The organism is Phytobacter sp. V69, assembly GCF_965644215.1.
GTDB lineage: Bacteria > Pseudomonadota > Gammaproteobacteria > Enterobacterales > Enterobacteriaceae > Phytobacter.
In genome coordinates, this window is sequence record NZ_CBFFRL010000036.1 from 13,793 (window position 1) to 32,256 (window position 18,464).

The 18,464-nt window shown below is 55.5% G+C and carries 16 protein-coding genes; 1 reads left to right on the forward strand and 15 read right to left on the reverse strand.

The window, feature by feature from the left end; translation table 11 throughout:
- Positions 1 to 13: 13 nt before the first annotated feature.
- The 15 genes from cuyB to nnr form a co-directional block, all read right to left on the reverse strand.
- Entirely contained in the window at positions 14 to 739 is a 726-nt protein-coding gene (gene cuyB, locus ACSZPU_RS07385) for a cysteate racemase (protein ID WP_498997068.1), read from the reverse strand.
- Positions 732 to 1,748 carry a D-cysteate sulfo-lyase gene (gene cuyA, locus ACSZPU_RS07390; RefSeq protein ID WP_498997070.1) on the reverse strand — a complete coding sequence of 339 codons (1,017 nt, stop codon included), beginning with the start codon at positions 1,746 to 1,748 and terminating at the stop codon, positions 732 to 734. Before cuyA ends, cuyB begins: the two co-directional genes overlap by 8 nt.
- A 220-nt stretch (positions 1,749 to 1,968) precedes the next feature.
- A complete protein-coding gene (gene rnr, locus ACSZPU_RS07395) occupies positions 1,969 to 4,401 on the reverse strand; it encodes a ribonuclease R (RefSeq protein WP_498997072.1) in 2,433 nt (810 codons plus the stop codon).
- A gap of 37 nt (positions 4,402 to 4,438) precedes the next feature.
- Complete coding sequence (gene nsrR, locus ACSZPU_RS07400; protein ID WP_498997073.1) at positions 4,439 to 4,864, reverse strand: nitric oxide-sensing transcriptional repressor NsrR; 426 nt, start codon at positions 4,862 to 4,864, stop codon at positions 4,439 to 4,441.
- Positions 4,865 to 5,013: 149 nt separating this feature from the next.
- On the reverse strand, positions 5,014 to 6,312 hold the full coding sequence (locus ACSZPU_RS07405) for an adenylosuccinate synthase (protein ID WP_498997076.1): 1,299 nt from the start codon (positions 6,310 to 6,312) through the stop codon (positions 5,014 to 5,016).
- A 102-nt stretch (positions 6,313 to 6,414) separates the two neighbouring features.
- Positions 6,415 to 6,612 (reverse strand): DUF2065 domain-containing protein, encoded by a 198-nt coding sequence (locus ACSZPU_RS07410; protein ID WP_498997078.1) that lies wholly within the window; start codon positions 6,610 to 6,612, stop codon positions 6,415 to 6,417.
- A gap of 73 nt (positions 6,613 to 6,685) precedes the next feature.
- Positions 6,686 to 7,690, reverse strand: a complete 1,005-nt coding sequence (gene hflC / locus ACSZPU_RS07415; RefSeq protein WP_498997080.1) for a protease modulator HflC — start codon at positions 7,688 to 7,690, stop codon at positions 6,686 to 6,688.
- A 2-nt stretch (positions 7,691 to 7,692) separates the two neighbouring features.
- Entirely contained in the window at positions 7,693 to 8,961 is a 1,269-nt protein-coding gene (hflK, locus tag ACSZPU_RS07420; RefSeq protein ID WP_498997082.1) for an FtsH protease activity modulator HflK, read from the reverse strand.
- A gap of 112 nt (positions 8,962 to 9,073) precedes the next feature.
- The gene (hflX, locus tag ACSZPU_RS07425; protein ID WP_498997084.1) at positions 9,074 to 10,354 is read right to left on the reverse strand and encodes a ribosome rescue GTPase HflX; all 1,281 of its coding nucleotides are present in this window, start codon (positions 10,352 to 10,354) and stop codon (positions 9,074 to 9,076) included.
- A 74-nt stretch (positions 10,355 to 10,428) separates the two neighbouring features.
- A complete protein-coding gene (hfq, locus tag ACSZPU_RS07430) occupies positions 10,429 to 10,734 on the reverse strand; it encodes an RNA chaperone Hfq (protein ID WP_039077815.1) in 306 nt (101 codons plus the stop codon).
- A gap of 96 nt (positions 10,735 to 10,830) precedes the next feature.
- Complete coding sequence (gene miaA / locus ACSZPU_RS07435; protein WP_498997085.1) at positions 10,831 to 11,781, reverse strand: tRNA (adenosine(37)-N6)-dimethylallyltransferase MiaA; 951 nt, start codon at positions 11,779 to 11,781, stop codon at positions 10,831 to 10,833.
- A complete protein-coding gene (gene mutL / locus ACSZPU_RS07440; RefSeq protein WP_498997088.1) occupies positions 11,774 to 13,627 on the reverse strand; it encodes a DNA mismatch repair endonuclease MutL in 1,854 nt (617 codons plus the stop codon). The genes miaA and mutL overlap by 8 nt, the downstream gene beginning before the upstream one ends.
- Positions 13,628 to 13,636: 9 nt before the next feature.
- On the reverse strand, positions 13,637 to 14,986 hold the full coding sequence (amiB, locus tag ACSZPU_RS07445) for an N-acetylmuramoyl-L-alanine amidase AmiB (RefSeq protein WP_498997089.1): 1,350 nt from the start codon (positions 14,984 to 14,986) through the stop codon (positions 13,637 to 13,639).
- A gap of 16 nt (positions 14,987 to 15,002) precedes the next feature.
- Positions 15,003 to 15,464, reverse strand: coding sequence for a tRNA (adenosine(37)-N6)-threonylcarbamoyltransferase complex ATPase subunit type 1 TsaE (tsaE, locus tag ACSZPU_RS07450; protein WP_498997092.1), 462 nt, complete (start codon positions 15,462 to 15,464; stop codon positions 15,003 to 15,005).
- The gene (gene nnr, locus ACSZPU_RS07455) at positions 15,436 to 16,983 is read right to left on the reverse strand and encodes a bifunctional ADP-dependent NAD(P)H-hydrate dehydratase/NAD(P)H-hydrate epimerase (RefSeq protein ID WP_498997093.1); all 1,548 of its coding nucleotides are present in this window, start codon (positions 16,981 to 16,983) and stop codon (positions 15,436 to 15,438) included. The genes tsaE and nnr overlap by 29 nt, the downstream gene beginning before the upstream one ends.
- On the opposite strand from nnr, the gene queG reads away from it, so the two are divergent.
- Positions 16,982 to 18,121 (forward strand): tRNA epoxyqueuosine(34) reductase QueG, encoded by a 1,140-nt coding sequence (gene queG / locus ACSZPU_RS07460; protein ID WP_498997094.1) that lies wholly within the window; start codon positions 16,982 to 16,984, stop codon positions 18,119 to 18,121. The genes nnr and queG overlap by 2 nt on opposite strands.
- Positions 18,122 to 18,464: the final 343 nt, after the last annotated feature.

Below are 18,464 nucleotides of genomic sequence, written 5' to 3' on the forward strand. Positions count from 1 at the left end.
AAAGCGTGTTGATTTATGCCTGGTGAGTGAGGCGATAGTCCTGCCAGAGGCGGGAACATCGTTCAGCCAGAGAGTGTGCCGGGTCATGCGTGAGAGAGAGGAACGGCGCATCGACAGACCGCAGCGCCACCGGGACTTCCGTACACGCCAGCACCAGTTGCTGCGCGCCCCGCGCCATCAGTGCCAGCGCCTGTAAAGAGAGCAGTTCGCCGCCTTCTGCCAGCTTGCCGCGCTTCACGGCGTAGCAGCCGGGCACAAACCATTCCGCCAGTTCGTCTTCATTTGGGGTGATGGATTCAATGCCCTGTTCTGCCAGACGCTGCTGAAACCAGCCGGCATCGAGCGTCCCTTTAGTGGCGATAATGCCCACTCGCTGGGGCTTTTTAGGCGCCCGAAGCAACGCGTCGACGGTGGCATCAACAATGTGCAGAATCGGTGCCTCGCTGGCTTCGCTCAGTTGCGGATACCAGTGGTGCGCGGTGTTGCAGGGAATGACAATATGGCTCGCCCCTGCCTGATTAAGTTTCTCAATGCCATGCAGCAACTGGGGCAGCGGCGATGGGCCCGTGCCGGCCAGCGCCTTTTGCCGGTCGGCAATCTGCGGCACATTCCATACCACCGAAGGCAGGTGATGCTGGTCGCGTTCTGCGGGCGTGGCGTCGAGCAATTTTTGTTGAAAATCGAGGGTGGCGAGCGGCCCCATGCCACCCAGCACACCGAGTAAAAAAGGCTTAGCCATGACGGGCATGAGCCTCCAGAACCTGACGATAGCCGAACAGGCCGACAGACCCGCCCGTGTGGATGAACACCACGTTCTCATCCTTGCGGAAATGGCCTTTACGGATGAGGTCAATAAGCCCGGCCGCACCTTTCCCGGAATAAACCGGGTCGAGCAGAATCCCTTCGTGGCGGGCAAACAGGGTCAGCGCTTCCAGCATACTTTCGGTCGGCAGGCCGTAGCCATCACCCACATTGTCACTGTTAGCGACAACGTCTTCGCGGGGTAATTCACCCGCCACGCCCAGCAGCGCCAGGGTGCGCGAAGCCAGATTCCAGACGTTCTCTTCCTGTTTCACCTTCGGTGCGCGCACACTGATGCCCAGCACCGGAACCTGGCTGTTGGTGGCGGTAAATCCGGCGACCAGCCCGGCCTGCGTCCCGGTGCTGCCAGTGGCGTGAACCACATGATCGATACGCAAGCGTAGCTGCGAAGACTGGTAGAGCAGCTCTTCAGCGCAGGCTACGTAGCCCAGGGCACCGATGGGGTTGGAGCCACCGCCGGGGATCACATAGGGGTTATGCCCTTTCTCGCGCAGTTCAGCGGCATACTCTTCCATCGCCTTCTGCATATCGGTACCGCCAGGCAGATGAGCAACAATTTCGCCGCCCAGTAAATCATCGAGCAACACGTTGCCGGAACGCTGATAGTCTTCGCCAAAATCGGTCACGCGTTTTTCCAGCAGCACTTTCGCTGCAAGGCCGAGTTTCGCCGCCCCGGCAATGGTCTGGCGCACATGGTTAGATTGCGTCGCCCCTTGGGTAATGATCACATCGGCTTTTTTCTCCAGCGCATCGGCCAGCAGAAATTCCAGCTTGCGGGTTTTATTTCCTCCGCTGGCAAGCCCGGTTGCATCATCGCGCTTAATCCATATTTTCGGACCACCGAGTAAAGCGGAGAGATTATCCAGAGGTTCTAAAGGTGTTGGAAAATGGCCGAGTGAAAGTCGGGGAAAACGCGCCAGGTGCATAACGACTCCTTGCTAAATAAGCGAATAACTGATGGGAGTCACTATACACATCTGATTCTGGCGGCTAATCACCAATACCAGATATCGATTCTCACAATATTGCTAAGCAGGGAAATAAACGTCCGGAGGGCTATTTCTATTATAGGCGGGAATATATTACGTTAAAAAAGAATAACCCCTCTGCAATGAGAGGGGTTATTTAGAGCTATTTCAGCGCTGCTTATTCAGCCGCTTTCTTTTTCGCGGCACGTTTTGCTTTGGTCGCGGCGGCGATTTTTTGCGTCTTCGCCGACGGTTTTTTCATGCTTTTTTCTTTCTTAGGCTTCGCGGGGTCTTTGGCTTTACGAAACGCGCTGTCCGGCTCGAAATTCACTTTCTTACCGGTCTGACGACGCTTGCCTGCTGGTTTAGCGCCGTTGCCTTTCTTCGCATTCTCGCGCGCGGTTTTCCCCACATTACGCGGGCCGCGTTCGCTGGAGATCAGCGAGAAGTCGATTTTGCGCTCATCCATGTTGACCGCTTCCACGCGAACCTGCACTTTGTCGCCCAGACGGTAGGTCTGGCCGCCCGATTCGCCAATCAGACGCTGGCCAACCTGGTCGAAGCGATAGTAGTCGTTATCCAGCGTGGAGACGTGTACCAGACCGTCGATAAACAGATCGTCCAGACGCACAAAGAAACCAAAGCCGGTGACACTGGCGATCACACCAGGGAAGGTGTTACCCACCTGATCCTGCATAAAGTCGCATTTCAGCCAGTCAGAGACTTCACGGGTCGCTTCATCAGCGCGGCGTTCGGTCATCGAACAGTGCTGGCCGAGTTGCAGCATCTCTTCCAGACTGTAGTGATACCCGCCAGTTTCGGTGCTGTTGCCTTTATGGCCCTGCTCTTTCGCCAACAGATACTTGATGGCGCGGTGCAGGGACAGGTCCGGGTAACGGCGGATCGGAGAGGTAAAGTGCGCATAAGATTGCAGCGCCAGGCCGAAGTGGCCGCGGTTTTCGGGATCGTAGACCGCCTGTTTCATGGAGCGCAGCAGCATGGTTTGCAGCATCTCGTGGTCAGGACGATCGGCGATGGATTCCAGCAGCTTGGCATAATCCGCCGGCTCAGGCTTGTTACCGCCCGGCAGTTCGAGGCCCAACTCAGCCAGAACGGTACGGAAAGACGTAATCGCTTCGGTCGTCGGCTTGTCGTGAATACGGAACAACGCAGGTTCGTTGGCTTTCTCCACAAAACGCGCCGCGGAGATGTTCGCCAAAATCATGCACTCTTCAATCAACTTGTGGGCGTCGTTACGCTGGGTCTGCTCGATACGCTCAATACGGCGCTCGGCATTGAAGATGAACTTCGCCTCTTCGCTCTCAAAGGAGATGCCACCGCGCTCAGCGCGAGCGACGTCCAGCGTTTTGTAGAGGTTATGCAGCTCTTCAATGTGCGGCACCAGCGGCGCGTACTGCTCGCGCAGTTCCTGATCGCCCTGCAGCATATGCCAGACCTTGGTGTAGGTCAGACGGGCATGAGAGCTCATCACCGCTTCGTAGAATTTAAAGCCAGTCAGACGTCCTTTGGCGGAGATGGTCATTTCGCAGACCATACACAGACGGTCAACCTGCGGGTTGAGCGAGCAAAGGCCGTTAGAGAGCACTTCCGGCAGCATCGGCACCACCTGCGACGGGAAGTAGACCGAGGTGCCACGGCTACGGGCTTCACCGTCCAGCGGCGTGCCCGGACGGACGTAGTAGCTGACGTCAGCGATGGCCACCCACAGGCGCCAGCCGCCGCCGCGTTTTTTCTCGCAGTGCACGGCGTCATCAAAGTCTCGCGCGTCTTCGCCGTCAATGGTGACCAGCGGTAATGAACGCAGATCCAGACGGCCCACTTTGGCCTCTTCCGGCACCTGCTCTTTCAGGCCGGAAATCTGTTTTTCCACCGCTGGCGGCCAGACGTACGGGATTTCATGGGTACGCAGCGCCATATCGACGGCCATACCCGTACCCATATTGTCGCCCAGCACTTCAACGATTTTACCGATAGCTTTGGTGCGGCGGGTTGGGCGCTGGGTCAGTTCGACCACCACCACAAAGCCCATGCGCGCGCCCATTGTCTCTTCCGGCGGCACCAGGATGTCGAAACTCATGCGACTGTCGTCCGGGACTACAAAGCCCACGCCGGCGTCGGTGAAGTAACGGCCCACAATCTGGCCGGTTTTCGGCTCCAGAATGCGGACAACGCGTGCTTCGCGGCGGCCTTTACGGTCGGCACCCAACGGCTGGGCCAGGATCTGGTCGCCGTGCATGCACATTTTCATCTGTTCGCTGGAGAGATACAGATCGTCTTTACGGCCTTCAACACGCAGGAAGCCGTAACCGTCGCGGTGACCAATGACCATGCCTTTCAGCAGATCGAGGCGTTCCGGCAGGGCGTAGCATTGGCGGCGGGTAAAGACCAGTTGCCCGTCACGCTCCATGGCGCGCAGGCGGCGGCGCAGTGCTTCGTTTTGCTCTTCGCCTTCAATATTGAGTTCAACCGCCAGCTCTTCACGGCTGGCCGGTTTTTCGCGTTTGGTTAAATGTTCGAGGATAAATTCGCGGCTGGGGATGGGGTTTGTGTATTTTTCAGCTTCGCGTTCCAGGAAAGGATCGTGTGACATAGCGGTTCCTCCGTTGTCATCTCTGATGGCGATTTTTTCAGTCCACCAGCAATAATTTGTAAAGCGGTTGATTCTCTTCAACCAAATCGGCCAGCGTGTAGTTATCCAGCTCCTTGAGAAAACTTTGCACGGCCTTAGAAAGCGCCCGCTTGAGGCGGCAGGCGGAAGTGATATGGCAAAATTCACTGCTGCAGTTAACCAGCGCCAGTGGCTCCAGATCACGCACGACATCGCCAATACAGATGTCTTTCGCCGCCCGACCAAGGCGAATGCCGCCGTTTTTTCCTCTCACGGCGTCAACGTAACCTTCACGACTAAGTTGATTGATTATTTTGACCATATGATTACGGGACACACCATAGATATCAGTGACCTCGGTAATGCTGGTCATTTTTCCTTCCGGCAAGGAGGCCATGTATATCAGCGCACGTAATCCGTAATCCGTAAAGCTTGTTAACTGCACATCTACCTCAGTAAAGGGAGAAAGGTGATATACCTACAGGTATTGACTCTATTGATGATAAACCAGCCAGCAGGAATGCAGCTAATTTATTTGAACTGAGGGGAAAAAAGCAGGAAGAGAGGGGCCTGCCAGGCAAGCCCCCTGGATCATTACGCGTCGAACGGGTCGCGCAGGATCATGGTTTCTGTGCGGTCCGGACCGGTAGAGATAATATCGATCGGCACGCCAGTAAGTTCTTCAATACGTTTGATGTAATTCAACGCCGCCTGCGGTAACCCGCTACGCTCTTTCACGCCAAAGGTCGATTCAGACCAGCCCGGCATGGATTCATAAATCGGCTCAATACCTTCCCAGTTGTCCGCCGCCAGCGGAGTGGTGGTGACTTCACGACCATCCGGCATACGGTAAGCAACACAGATCTTCACTTCTTTCAGGCCGTCCAGGACGTCCAGTTTGGTCAGACAGAAGCCAGACAGGGAGTTGATCTGCACAGCACGACGGACTGCAACGGCGTCCAGCCAGCCGGTACGACGACGACGACCGGTGGTTGCACCGTATTCGTTACCCTGTTTGCACAGGAACTCGCCGATGTCATCGAACAGTTCAGTCGGGAATGGACCTGCACCCACGCGAGTGGAGTAGGCTTTGATGATACCCAGTACGTAATCAACGTAACGCGGGCCAAGGCCAGAACCGGTCGCCACGCCACCTGCGGTGGTGTTAGACGAGGTCACGTACGGATAGGTACCGTGGTCGATATCCAGCAGCGTACCCTGCGCGCCTTCGAACATCACGAAGTCGCCGCGCTGACGCGCCTGATCCAGCAGATCGGAAACATCAACGACCATCGCTGTCAGGATGTCGGCAATCGCCATCACATCGTCCAGCACTTTCTGGTAGTCAACGGCTTCTGCTTTATAGAAATTCACCAGTTGGAAGTTGTGATATTCCATCACTTCTTTCAGTTTGTCAGCAAAGGTCGCTTTATCAAACAGGTCGCCAACGCGCAGACCGCGACGAGCCACTTTGTCTTCATAAGCAGGCCCGATACCACGACCAGTCGTACCGATAGCTTTCGCGCCGCGCGCTTTCTCACGTGCCACATCAAGTGCGACGTGGTAGTCAAGGATCAGCGGGCATGCTTCGGACAACAGCAGGCGTTCACGAACCGGGATACCACGGTCTTCCAGACCTTTCATCTCTTTCATCAGCGCAGCCGGAGACAGCACAACACCGTTACCGATGATGCTGACGACGTTTTCGCGGAGGATGCCTGATGGAATCAGATGGAGGACGGTTTTTTCACCGTTGATTACGAGAGTATGGCCTGCGTTGTGACCGCCCTGGTAGCGAACCACATATTTAGCACGTTCAGTCAGAAGATCAACAATCTTCCCTTTACCTTCGTCACCCCATTGGGTGCCCAGTACGACGACGTTGTTACCCATTTTTCAAAATCACCGTTTGCTTAAAAATGGATTCTACCATCGGATTTTCAGATATACAGCACTTTTTGTACCCAATTTCAGGCAATTTCGACCGTTTTTTGATCAGCCAATCGTTTTCCTCAACATGTAGTAGATAACGATACCTGCGACCACAAGACCCCCACCAAAGCGACGTAAAACATTATCCGGAAGAGTGCTCATCGTAGCGATCATACGACGCCATTCGCGTGGGTAGAGCATCGGGCCTAACCCCTCAAAGACCAAAACGAGAGCCAGTGCCAGCCAGATTGTTGTGTTCATTTTTGTCCTTATAAAAAGAAAACCACCGCCCTGGTGGGCCGGTGGTTTTTACGTCGAAACCGATAGTGTCAGTTTAACGTGTCGCGGAAGTCGGTGTCTTCATGTAACGGAAGAAATCGCTATCCGGGCTGAGCACCATCACATCCTGGTTGCTCTGGAAGCTATTTTCGTAAGCACGCAGGCTACGAATAAAGGCGTAGAAGTCGGGATCCTGACTAAAGGCATCAGCAAACAGTTTCGCCGCTTCGGCATCACCTTCACCGCGCAGGATACGGCCCTGGCGCTCAGATTCCGCCAGTGTCTTCGTCACTTCGTAATCTGCCGCCGCGCGCAGTTTTTCCGCCTCTTCCTGACCCTGAGAACGGTGACGACGGGCAACCGCTTCACGCTCGGCGCGCATACGGTTGAAGATCGCTTCCGAAACTTCGGTTGGCAGGTTGATCTGTTTGATCCGTACGTCGACTACTTCAATACCCAGCGCCGCCATACTGTTCGGGTTCACCACCGGCACTTTACCGTTGGTTTCCGCTGCAACACGCTGTGCCGCTTTGGCGATCGCGTCGTCCGCTGCTGGCGTAGCGACTTCATCTTCTGTACCCGCAGAACCGGAGTTCAGCGCGTCACGGACTTCCAGCGTTAAGCGACCACGGGAGTCGGTAACGATGTCTCTTACGTCCAGACTACCAATTTCAGAACGCAGACGGTCAGAGAACTTACGTTTCAGCAGGACTTCGGCCTGGGACACGTCACCACCGCCGGTTGCCAGGTAGTAACGGCTAAAATCGCTGATGCGCCACTTGATATAAGAGTCAACGATCAGGTCTTTTTTCTCTTTCGTCACAAAACGATCGGCCTGGTTATCCATGGTCTGGATACGGGCGTCGAGCGTTTTCACGGATTCGATAAACGGCAGTTTGAAGTGCAAACCAGGCTCGAATACGCGCGGTTTGTTTTCATCGTCACGCAGCACTTTACCGAAGCGCAAGGAGATGCCCCGCTCGCCCTCTTTCACCACAAAAATTGAGGTATAGAGCGCGACCAGCACGATGATGATTATCGCGATAACTGACTTACGCATCCTTATTCCCCCTGACGCTGGTAGTCGTTACGCTGCGCGTTAGCGCGGCGTTGGTCCATGATGTCGCCCTGACTGGTGGACGATGAATTGCTCGCACCGCTGCTACCGGAAGAGGACGCAGGCGGCAGGCGCAGAAGGTTGTTCGCGCCACTGCTATCGCTCTTTGCCGCAGGTGCATTGCCACCTTTCAGCATCTGATCAAGCGGCAGAACCATCAGGTTGCCATTTTTGTTGTCGCTAACCAGTACTTTGCGGGTATGGCTCAACACTTTTTCCATGGTCTCGATATAGAGACGCTCACGGGTAATTTCCGGTGCGGCTTTATACTCAGGCAGTATTTTTGCGAAGCGAGCCACTTCACCCTGGGCTTCCAAAATGGTTTGGGTCTTGTACGCACGCGCTTCTTCCAGAATACGCTGCGCCTGACCGTTTGCGCGCGGCTGCACTTCGTTGGTGTACGCTTCCGCTTCACGGATGTATTGCTGCTCGTTCTCACGTGCGGCAATCGCATCATCAAAGGCGGCTTTCACTTCTTCTGGTGGACGCGCGGCCTGGAAGTTGACGTCCAGCAGCGTGATACCCATGTTGTACGGTCTGATGGTTTCTTCCAGCTCGCGCTGGGTATCGCTACGAATAACGGTACGACCTTCCGTCAGAATGCGGTCCATGACGTATTTACCGATCACGCCACGCAAGGCACTGTCCGTCGCCTGACGCAGGCTGTCGTCCGCGCTGGTCACGCTGTACAGGTAACGTTCAGGATCGGTGACGCGGTACTGCACGTTCATTTCAACGCGCACAACGTTTTCGTCGGAGGTTAACATCACGCCGGATGCCGCCAGTTCGCGAACAGATTCGACGTTTACCGCCGTCACGTTATCGATAAAGGTCGGTTTCCAGTTCAGGCCTGGCTCTACCAGATGGCTGAACTTACCGAAACGGGTCACAACGCCGCGTTCCGCTTCTTTAATGGTGTAGAACCCACTGGCAGCCCAGATAATCACGGCTGCCGCCGCGACGATACTGACGATGCGCCCGCCAATGTGGCCACGCGGGCCAGAAGGTTGTTGGCTTGAGCCACCTGAACCGGTGCCTTTGCCACCGCCCAGACCACCGAGCTTTTTGCTCAGCTTACGGAAGATATCATCCAGATCAGGTGGACCCTGATCGCGACCGCCTTTGTTTCCATTTCCCTCAGGGTTGCCGCCTGGTTTGCTGCTTCCCCACGGGTCGCGGTCTTGTCCGTTGTTACCGGGCTGATTCCACGCCATGTATGTGCTCCATATTTGTTATGCGGTTTTACCCTTGATGCTTCGGGCTGCCTCGTTGCAACCCAACTCATTTTGGGTACCCCAAAAGGGGAAAATCCTTCTGGCCAACCGGTCAGACGACGTAGTCTTCCAGTGCCGGTTCATGTTTACAGAGGCGACGCCAGTCCACAATTGGCATACGCACCTGCATGCCCAGACTCCCGTCTTCCTCCATCCACTCTTTTTCGATGGCCTGAAGCTGATAAAAACGGCTTCTCAGACGACCTTCTTTTGCCGGCAAACGCAACGTATGCTGCGCAACCTCGCCAGACAGCCGCTCTGTTAAAGCCTGGAATAACAGTGGTACACCGACTCCGGTCTGGGCAGAGAGCCACACCCGAATCGGTTTATTTTCATCGTCCCGGTCGATACGCGGTTCAAAATCGTCGAGCATATCGATCTTATTCATCACCAGCAGCGTCGGGATTTCATGTGCGTCGATTTCCTCGAGCACAATATTCACAGCGTCGATGTTGTCCGCGACACGCACATCGGCGGCGTCAATCACGTGCAACAACAGCGTTGCCTGCCGGGTTTCCTGCAACGTCGCTTTAAACGCCGCCACCAGGTCATGTGGCAAATGGCGAATAAACCCAACGGTATCCGCCAGCACGGTTTCACCTACGTCAGCAACATCAATGCGACGCAGGGTCGGGTCCAGCGTGGCGAACAGCTGATCCGCCGCGTACACCTGGGCCTCGGTTATCTGATTAAACAGGGAGGATTTGCCGGCGTTGGTATACCCCACCAGCGACACCGTTGGAATATCCGCTTTCATGCGCGAGCGGCGTCCCTGTTCACGCTGCTTTTCCACTTTCTCAAGCCGCGAGAGGATTTGCATAATACGATTACGCAGTAAACGACGGTCGGTTTCGAGCTGGGTTTCACCCGGGCCACGCAAACCAATCCCGCCCTTCTGTCTTTCAAGGTGGGTCCAGCCACGCACTAAACGCGTCGCTAAATGGCGCAACTGCGCCAGCTCAACCTGCAGCTTACCTTCATGGGTACGCGCACGTTGGGCGAAAATATCTAATATCAGACCTGTACGGTCGATAACCCGGCATTCACATAACGCTTCAAGATTACGTTCCTGGGCCGGACTCAATGCGTGATCAAATAAAACAACAGAAGCCCCTGTCGCTTTTACGGCTTCCGCAATTTCGACAGCCTTACCTTCACCTACAAAAAACTTAGGGTGCGGTGCTTTACGGCTACCAGTAATCACCTGCATTGCTTCGACACCGGCAGAAGAGACCAGAGATTCAAACTCCTGGAGATCTTCCATATCTTTGTCTTGCGAAAAATAGATGTGTACCAGCACCGCCTGCTCACCGGCTTCATAACGGTCAAACAAGCGTAAACTCTCCTAAAATACCAGCGGGGAACTCAGAATCCTGGCTCCCCGACATGGAAAAACAGCCATCAACCTTATTCGGTTTCTTCGCTGTCCTGCTGCGCAGAGGACTGAGCATTGCTACCGTGATGGTAGTTACTGCCAGTGCCGCCACCCGCGTTGTTGCTATGATGAGAAACCGGGCGAGACGGAACGACAGTGGAAATAGCATGCTTGTAGACCATCTGGCTGACCGTGTTTTTCAACAGGATCACGAACTGATCGAAAGACTCAATTTGCCCTTGCAGCTTGATACCATTCACCAAATAAATTGAAACTGGAACACGTTCCCGACGCAGTGCGTTCAGGAACGGATCTTGTAAAGATTGCCCCTTAGCCATTCTATCTTTTCCTTATATGCTTGTTTTGTACTTAGAACCCGGGAGTTCTGAAAACTGCGTAAAATTTTGCGCACGATACAACTTGATTGTACACATTCAATTCGCGATCGCACCAATAACCTGTAACACTTCGTTGTATGACTCTTGCGGCTTTTCACTGTCTAACCAGTGAACGCCATCCCAGCCACGCAACCAGGTTATTTGCCGCTTCGCTAACTGCCTCGTGGCGCAAACACCTCTGTAAACCATTTCGTCGTATGAAATTTCGCCTTCAAGATAAGACCACATCTGGCGATAACCCACACAGCGAACGGAAGGCATATCCGTATGCAAATCTCCGCGAGCAAAAAGCGCCCGCACTTCTGCTTCAAAACCCGAAGCCAACATCTGATGAAAACGCTGCTCAATTCGCTGATGGAGCAGTTCACGGCTCGCCGGGGCGATGGCGAACTGATGCACCTGATACGGCAGAGCATCTCCAGACGTTTGCGTCAGATCTGTTAAAGTTTTACCCGAAATGAAAAAAACTTCCAGTGCCCGGGAAAGCCTTTGCGGATCATTTGGATGTATTCGCGCTGCGGCTACAGGATCAATGGCCTGTAACTGCTGATGCAACGCGTCCCATCCACGCTCTGCTGCTTGTCTTTCAATGTCGGCTCGTACCGCGGGATCCGCTGATGGCAAAGGAGACAATCCTTCCAGCAGCGCCTTGAAGTAGAGCATCGTGCCGCCAACCAACAGGGGAATTCGCCCTGCTGCGGTGATTTCCGCCATCGCGGCCAGCGCGTCGCGGCGAAAATCAGCTGCGGAGTACGCCAGCGCCGGGTCGAGAATATCCAACAACCGGTGCGGGGCGGCCCGGAGTTCGTCGGCATTCGGCTTCGCCGTACCGACATCCATCCCCTGATAGATAAGGGCGGAATCTACGCTTATCAACTCAACTGGCAAAACTTTACGTAACTCAATGGCTAACGCGGTTTTACCGGAGGCCGTCGGCCCCATCAGAAAAATAGCCTTAGGCAGGCCAGCCTTACTTACATCACTCATGTTTCAGGGCGTTCATCGCCATAGATAAATCAACAGGTTGTAACAAACCATCCGGCGGGGTCTTAACCAGATGCGGACAAAGACGCTCGACGTCGGCAAGCAGGCTGATGGCCTGAGCCATATTCCACTGGGTGTACTCGCTCGCCAGATGGCGGGCCAGCCAGTGTGAAACATTCATCGCATCAATCTCTGTCTGCTGCGCCAGGTAGCCTATCAGTTCAGGAATCAAGATTTGTAAATTTTGTTGGCGTAAGGGTAAAGGCACGGCGCGGATCGTAACATGTTGACCATCCGGCACAAATTCAACGCCCATTTCCGCCAGTACCGGCTGCGCACGTTTCAACGCGGCCGTTTCTTGCGGCAAGACTTTTAAACGCACGGGAATCAGTAATGGCTGCCCGCAGGTCGGGCCGTTGGTCGGTGCCAGCTGCGCTTGTCTCAGCCAACGCTCTGCCACGGGCAAAGCCAGTAGAGCAAGATGCCCGCCACGTTCGAGTAGCGCAAATGCCGGTGCCACAATCGTCAGCACACGACCAAAGCTCTGGCTGTGTGCATCCAGCGCCGGAGCGACCTCTTTCGCAGTATCCACTTTGCGCTCGGCAGCCGGTGTTTCCAGCAACTGGCGGTACAAAGCCCCCTGCTGCTTCTGATAACCCGGCTGCGCATTCGGCCATGATGGTGTCCGCGATGCCCCCGCAGAAGAAGATGTCCCCGAAGTAACCGACTTACGCGGCGCTGGCTCGCGCATTACCGACGGTTCGGCAAACTGATTGCGTCCGGCAGCGATGCGGTTTTCCGGTATCGGACGCGGCGCGGGCTCGTCTTCCAGCGGCAATGCGGTTGCCGTCTGCTGTTGCAACACGCTCAACACACCCTGGTAGATAAAATCATGCACCAGCCGTGACTGGTGAAAACGCACCTCGTGCTTTGCCGGGTGGACGTTCACGTCAACCTGATGGGGATCGATCTCAAGATAAAGTACGAAGGCAGGCTGTTGATCCGCCCCGAGCTTGTCTTCGCAGGCCTGGCGAATCGCGTGGTTAATCAGGCGATCGCGCATCATACGGCCATTGACGTAACAGTACTGGATTTCGGCAAATGCGGAGGTTGTCGCCGTCGGCTCAGCCACCCAGCCGCGCAGCGCCAGATCGCCATGCTGCCATTCGATCTCCAGCGCCTGCTCCAGAAACGCCATGCCGCAAATCGCGCCCAGGCGACGCTCTTTTTGCCCGTCCTGGCTCACCGCACGGTACTGGCGCATCATCTTGCCGTTATGGCTCAGATTGATGGTGACATCAAAACGCGCCAGCGCGATACGGCGTACGACTTCATCGATATGGCCGAATTCGGTTTTTTCGGTGCGCATGAATTTGCGCCGCGCCGGGGTGTTATAGAAGAGGTCCAGCACTTCAAGGGTGGCGCCAACGGGATGGGCGGCCGGTTTAACGGTCACGTCCATATCGCGGCCTTCCGCATACGCCTGCCAGGCTTCCTGCTGTTCGGCGGTGCGCGAGGTGAGCAGTAAACGGGAGACGGAGCTAATGCTGGCAAGGGCTTCACCACGAAAACCGAGGCTGATAATGGCTTCAAGATCGTCAAGCGAGGCAATTTTACTGGTAGCATGACGCGCCAGCGCCAGCGCCAGTTCGTCTTTTTTAATGCCGCCGCCGTTATCGCGAATGCGGATGAGCTTAGCCCCGCCGCGTTCAATATCGATATCGATACGGGTCGCACCCGCATCAAGGCTGTTTTCCACCAGCTCCTTCACCACCGACGCAGGGCGTTCCACCACTTCGCCAGCGGCGATTTGGTTCGCAAGCTGTGGCGGCAAAACCTGAATCGGCATGAAGTCTCCTTAATTAAGCAATCCGCTTGCAGGCGCGGCGGCGTTAGCCATTTGTCCACTGCCACCCTGCGGTGCAGACTGCAGAGGGTGCGCCAGGAAATAGTTGCGCAGACCCGTGTAGATCGCTTCCGCAAGCTGCTGTTGGTACGCATCGCTGCCCAACATACGCTCTTCGCTGTTGTTACTGATAAACCCGGTTTCAACCAGCACGGACGGGATATCCGGTGAACGAAGCACGCCGAGGCTGGCATGTTCCGGATGGCGCTTATGCAGTGCGCCAATGCGCGCAAGTTGAGTAATCATACTGCTGGCGACATCATAACCGACGCGCTGAGAATGGCCGAACTGTAAATCCAGCACCGCCTGGCTCAGGTAGGGGTCAGACTGACTGTTTGCCAGCACATCGCCCGCGCCGCCCAACAGCTCAGACTGTTTCTCGTGCTGCTCAAGCCAGCCCGCCATTTCGCTGCTCGCGCGGCGGTTGGACAATACCCAGACAGAGGCACCGGTAGCATCGCGATTCGGCGCGGCGTCTGCATGAATAGACACCAGGAAGTTGGCGTTTTGTTTACGCGCCACGTCCGAACGCCCCATCACCGAGATAAAGTAATCGCCATCGCGGGTCATCACAGCCTTGAACATCGGATCGCTATTGAGCAGGGTACGCAGTTTACGCGCCACGGAGATGGTGACGTTTTTCTCCTGAGTACCGCCAGGGCCAATCGCGCCAGGATCCTGCCCGCCATGTCCGGCGTCGATAGCGATAATGACTCTACTGTCCCCGGAGGCCGGACGCGCCTGAGCCTGCGCCGCAGGACGAACTTCCGTATTGCTATTGGTTACGCTGGTGATGCGATCGTTGCTGCCGCTAAAGGGATTGCGCCCGGTTGGTTGGGTTTGCATCGGCTGCGGGGTGACGGCAGGCGTTTCCACGCGTTTTGCCACTACTTTTGGCGGCGGAGGCGGCGGTGGCACATCGGCATCAATGGTAAAGACGACGGAATAACCCGAACCGCTTTGCTGTTTCACCGCACGGGTTTTGCCGTTTTGCGTTAAATCGACAACCAGTCGCAGCGACTGGTTGTCCTTCGGCGTGCCCGAACGAATACTTTTGACTAGATTGCTGCCGCTAAACTGCAGCGGCAACCCCTGAATAACACCGGTTTGCTTGATATCCAACGCAACGCTGCGCTTACCTTCCTGGGAGAAGGAATATTCCGGATCGCCCATAAAACTGAAGGTAATACGGGCCTGGTTATCTCCATTGGATACCTGAATATCAGACAAACTCGCCGCACCGGCCTGTATACTGAATAAAACCAGCGCGGTCATTAGCCAACTTTTAACGCGATAAATCATCCCGTCATCCCTTAGATTAACCGGCCAAACGTGCCAGTAATGCATCGCCAGATGAGGATACAGCAGTAATGCGCGCCTCACGCCCCTGCGCCTGGTAATCAATATGAATTTCGACATCCGGGTCAGGCAGCACACCCGCACCTTGTTGCGGCCACTCGACCAGGCAAATAGCGTCGTTGGCAAAGTAATCGCGGATCCCCATAAATTCGAGCTCCTCAGGATCCGCAAGGCGATACAGGTCGAAGTGGTACACATTCAACTTATCGAGTGTGTAAGGTTCAACCAGCGTATAGGTCGGGCTTTTAACGTTCCCGTTGTGGCCCAGGGCTTGCAAAAAGCCCCGGCTGAAGGTGGTTTTACCCGCGCCTAGGTCGCCGTACAGGTAGATAACTGTTGCGCCATCGCAAGCCTGGGCCATGCGCTGACCCAAATTCAGGGTCGCCTGCTCGTCAGGTAAAGGAATTACTCGATTCATCATCTTCTGTTTCAATAACGTCCGGGTTAACTACACGCACCAGCGTGGAAAAAAGATCGGTTGCCAGCATGCCCCGCATCCCCTGTCGCGCCGCCAGCACATCTGCCGCAACGCCATGGGCGAGGCAGCCTGCGCAGGCCGCATCGTACAGTTCAAGCTTCTGCCCCAGCAGCGCGCCAATAACGCCCGACAGCACATCGCCCATGCCGCCGCTGGCCATACCGGCGTTACCGGCATCGATAATGCTGACCTTGCCGCCAACGCCCGCTAGCACGGTGCCCGCCCCTTTCAAAACGACAACGCCTGCGTATCGTTGTAGCAGACGCTGTGCAGAAAGTAAGCGATCGCTTTCAATTTCTGCAACGGAACAGCCAAGCAGGCGTGCGGCCTCGCCGGGATGTGGCGTCAGGATGCGATTGTGACGTTTATCGGGGTTGATTGCCAGAAGGTTCAGCGCATCGGCGTCCCAGAGCATCGGTTTACGGAAATTTTCGACTTTTTGCAGGGCTTTTTTGCCCCACTCCTGCTGACCCAGCCCCGGCCCAATCACCACCACATCCGCCCATTCCAGGCTTTCTTCAAGGGATTGCGGTGTGAGTTCATGTACCATCAGCTCCGGGCGGGCCGTAACGATGGGGACAATATTTTCGCTACGCGTGAGCACACGCACCAGCCCCGCACCGGCGCGCAATGCCGCTTCGCCTGCCATACGGATAGCGCCTGCGGTACCGTGATCGCCACCGATAATCACCAGCCGACCATGAGAGCCTTTGTGCGAGGTAGGACGACGCGGCGTAAACCAGCGGGGAAGAAACGTTGCATCAACGCGGGTGAGAGAGGTTTCCTGTCCGGCCAACCAGTTTTCCAGCCCCAGGGCATGATGATGGAGCACCCCGACAACATCGCGGGCCTTGCCAGTCAACAATCCGGGTTTCAGGGCGATAAAAGTGATGGTGTGCGCAGCCTGGATGACCGCGCCCGGCGTGGTACCGGTTTGCGCCTGTAAACCCGAAGGGATATCCAGCGCCAGAATCGGGGCCGGATGCGCATTAGCATGGGTGATAAGGGTCGCGATAGCCTCTCTCGGCGCGCTGTTTAGCCCGGTCCCCAATAAGCCATCAATAATCAGGTCAATGCCTTCGGGCCAGACAATATCGGCAGCATGAATAACGCCGCCCGCATTCAACCAGGCTTCTCGCGCCGCCTGCGCCTCTTCCGGCAAGGGTTTGCTCCCCTCGATAGCCAGCAGGGTCACCTGAATACCCGCAGCCGCCGCCAGGCGCGCGACGACATAGCCATCGCCACCGTTGTTGCCATGCCCGCAGAGCACAAGCCAGTGCTGCGCGGAAGCGTAATGTTCCCGCGCGACATGAAAAGCGGCTTCACCCGCACGTTGCATCAGTTCAAACAGCGTGATCCCCAGGCTATCTGCCGCCTCCTTTTCCGCCCGTCGCAGTTCATCCGCAGGCCAAATGGAGTGTGGTATACTTGCTGCGTATTTCTTCATTGTATGGTCCGTCATGTCAGAGCCCCTCGATCTCAATCAATTAGCGCACAGCATCAAACAGTGGGGCACTGAACTGGGTTTTCAGCAGGTCGGGATCGCTGACACCGACCTTTCCGCCAGCGAGCCTAAGCTGCAGGCATGGCTGGACAAACAATATCATGGCGAAATGGAGTGGATGGCACGTCACGGTATGATGCGCGCCCGCCCACACGAGCTTCTGCCCGGCACTTTGCGGGTTATCAGCGTAAGAATGAATTATCTTCCCGCGAATGCCGCCTTCGCCAGCACGCTTAAGAACCCGGCGCTGGGCTATGTCAGCCGCTACGCGCTGGGTCGCGATTATCATAAGCTGCTGCGTAACCGGTTAAAGCAACTCGGCGAAAAAATTCAGCAGCAATGTGCTTCGCTGAATTTTAGACCCTTTGTCGATTCTGCGCCCATTCTTGAGCGTCCACTGGCTGAAAAAGCCGGGCTTGGCTGGACAGGTAAGCACTCACTTATCCTTAACCGCGAAGCCGGGTCGTTCTTCTTTTTGGGTGAGCTCCTCATCGATTTGCCCCTGCCCGTCGACCAGCCCGTTGAAGAAGGCTGCGGTCGCTGCGTGGCCTGCCTGACCATTTGCCCGACCGGCGCGATCGTTGAACCTTATACCGTCGACGCCCGTCGCTGCATCTCCTATCTCACTATCGAGCTGGAAGGGGCGATTCCGGAAGAATTTCGCCCATTGATTGGCAACCGTATCTACGGCTGTGACGACTGCCAGCTGATTTGCCCGTGGAACCGTTTCTCGCAGTTGACCGATGAAGCCGATTTCAGCCCACGCAGGGCACTGCATGCGCCGAAATTGATTGAATTGTTTGCCTGGACCGAGAGCTGGTTTTTGAAAGTGACGGAGGGATCGGCGATTCGCCGTATCGGTCATTTACGCTGGCTACGAAATATTGCCGTCGCGCTGGGCAATGCCCCGTGGGATGAAGCCAATATCCATGCGCTGGAACAACGTCGGGGTGAGCACCCACTTCTTGATGAGCATATAGAGTGGGCCATTGCGCAACAGTTGGAAAAGCGAAATGCCTGCGTGGTGGAAGTCCAGACGCCGAAGAAACAACGCCTTGTCAGGGTCATCGAGAAAGGTCTGGTGCGTGACGCCTGAGCCATCCACAGCTTGTGAATAAAATTAAAAACGCATTGCGTTTCAATGCCCACAAAATCGTCAAGTGATCGCATTAACAATTTGAAATCATATTTTCACTAATAATTTCAGTTGTTTGCAATGATATTATTAACCAAGCGAAGCGATTTGCATTTCAAATGAAGAAGACGGATCTGTGGATAAGTCTGTTTACAATAATATGTAAGAACGCAAAGAATCGTCCGCAGCATGCTCTTTCCGCTGTGGATAATTTGATGGAGTAAAAATTTGGAGCGGGAAACGAGACTCGAACTCGCGACCCCGACCTTGGCAAGGTCGTGCTCTACCAACTGAGCTATTCCCG

Excerpts from the sequence above, each read along its gene's own strand:
- amiB (WP_498997089.1), bottom strand. The coding sequence starts at position 14,986 with ATGATTTATCGCGTTAAAAGTTGGCTAATGACCGCGCTGGTTTTATTC.
- miaA (WP_498997085.1), bottom strand. The coding sequence starts at position 11,781 with ATGAGTGATGTAAGTAAGGCTGGCCTGCCTAAGGCTATTTTTCTGATG.
- mutL (WP_498997088.1), bottom strand. The coding sequence starts at position 13,627 with ATGCCGATTCAGGTTTTGCCGCCACAGCTTGCGAACCAAATCGCCGCT.
- cuyA (WP_498997070.1), bottom strand. The coding sequence starts at position 1,748 with ATGCACCTGGCGCGTTTTCCCCGACTTTCACTCGGCCATTTTCCAACA.
- hfq (WP_039077815.1), bottom strand. The coding sequence starts at position 10,734 with ATGGCTAAGGGGCAATCTTTACAAGATCCGTTCCTGAACGCACTGCGT.
- queG (WP_498997094.1), top strand. The coding sequence starts at position 16,982 with ATGTCAGAGCCCCTCGATCTCAATCAATTAGCGCACAGCATCAAACAG.
- hflC (WP_498997080.1), bottom strand. The coding sequence starts at position 7,690 with ATGCGTAAGTCAGTTATCGCGATAATCATCATCGTGCTGGTCGCGCTC.
- rnr (WP_498997072.1), bottom strand. The coding sequence starts at position 4,401 with ATGTCACACGATCCTTTCCTGGAACGCGAAGCTGAAAAATACACAAAC.
- tsaE (WP_498997092.1), bottom strand. The coding sequence starts at position 15,464 with ATGATGAATCGAGTAATTCCTTTACCTGACGAGCAGGCGACCCTGAAT.
- hflK (WP_498997082.1), bottom strand. The coding sequence starts at position 8,961 with ATGGCGTGGAATCAGCCCGGTAACAACGGACAAGACCGCGACCCGTGG.
- ACSZPU_RS07410 (WP_498997078.1), bottom strand. The coding sequence starts at position 6,612 with ATGAACACAACAATCTGGCTGGCACTGGCTCTCGTTTTGGTCTTTGAG.
- cuyB (WP_498997068.1), bottom strand. The coding sequence starts at position 739 with ATGGCTAAGCCTTTTTTACTCGGTGTGCTGGGTGGCATGGGGCCGCTC.
- nnr (WP_498997093.1), bottom strand. The coding sequence starts at position 16,983 with ATGACGGACCATACAATGAAGAAATACGCAGCAAGTATACCACACTCC.
- ACSZPU_RS07405 (WP_498997076.1), bottom strand. The coding sequence starts at position 6,312 with ATGGGTAACAACGTCGTCGTACTGGGCACCCAATGGGGTGACGAAGGT.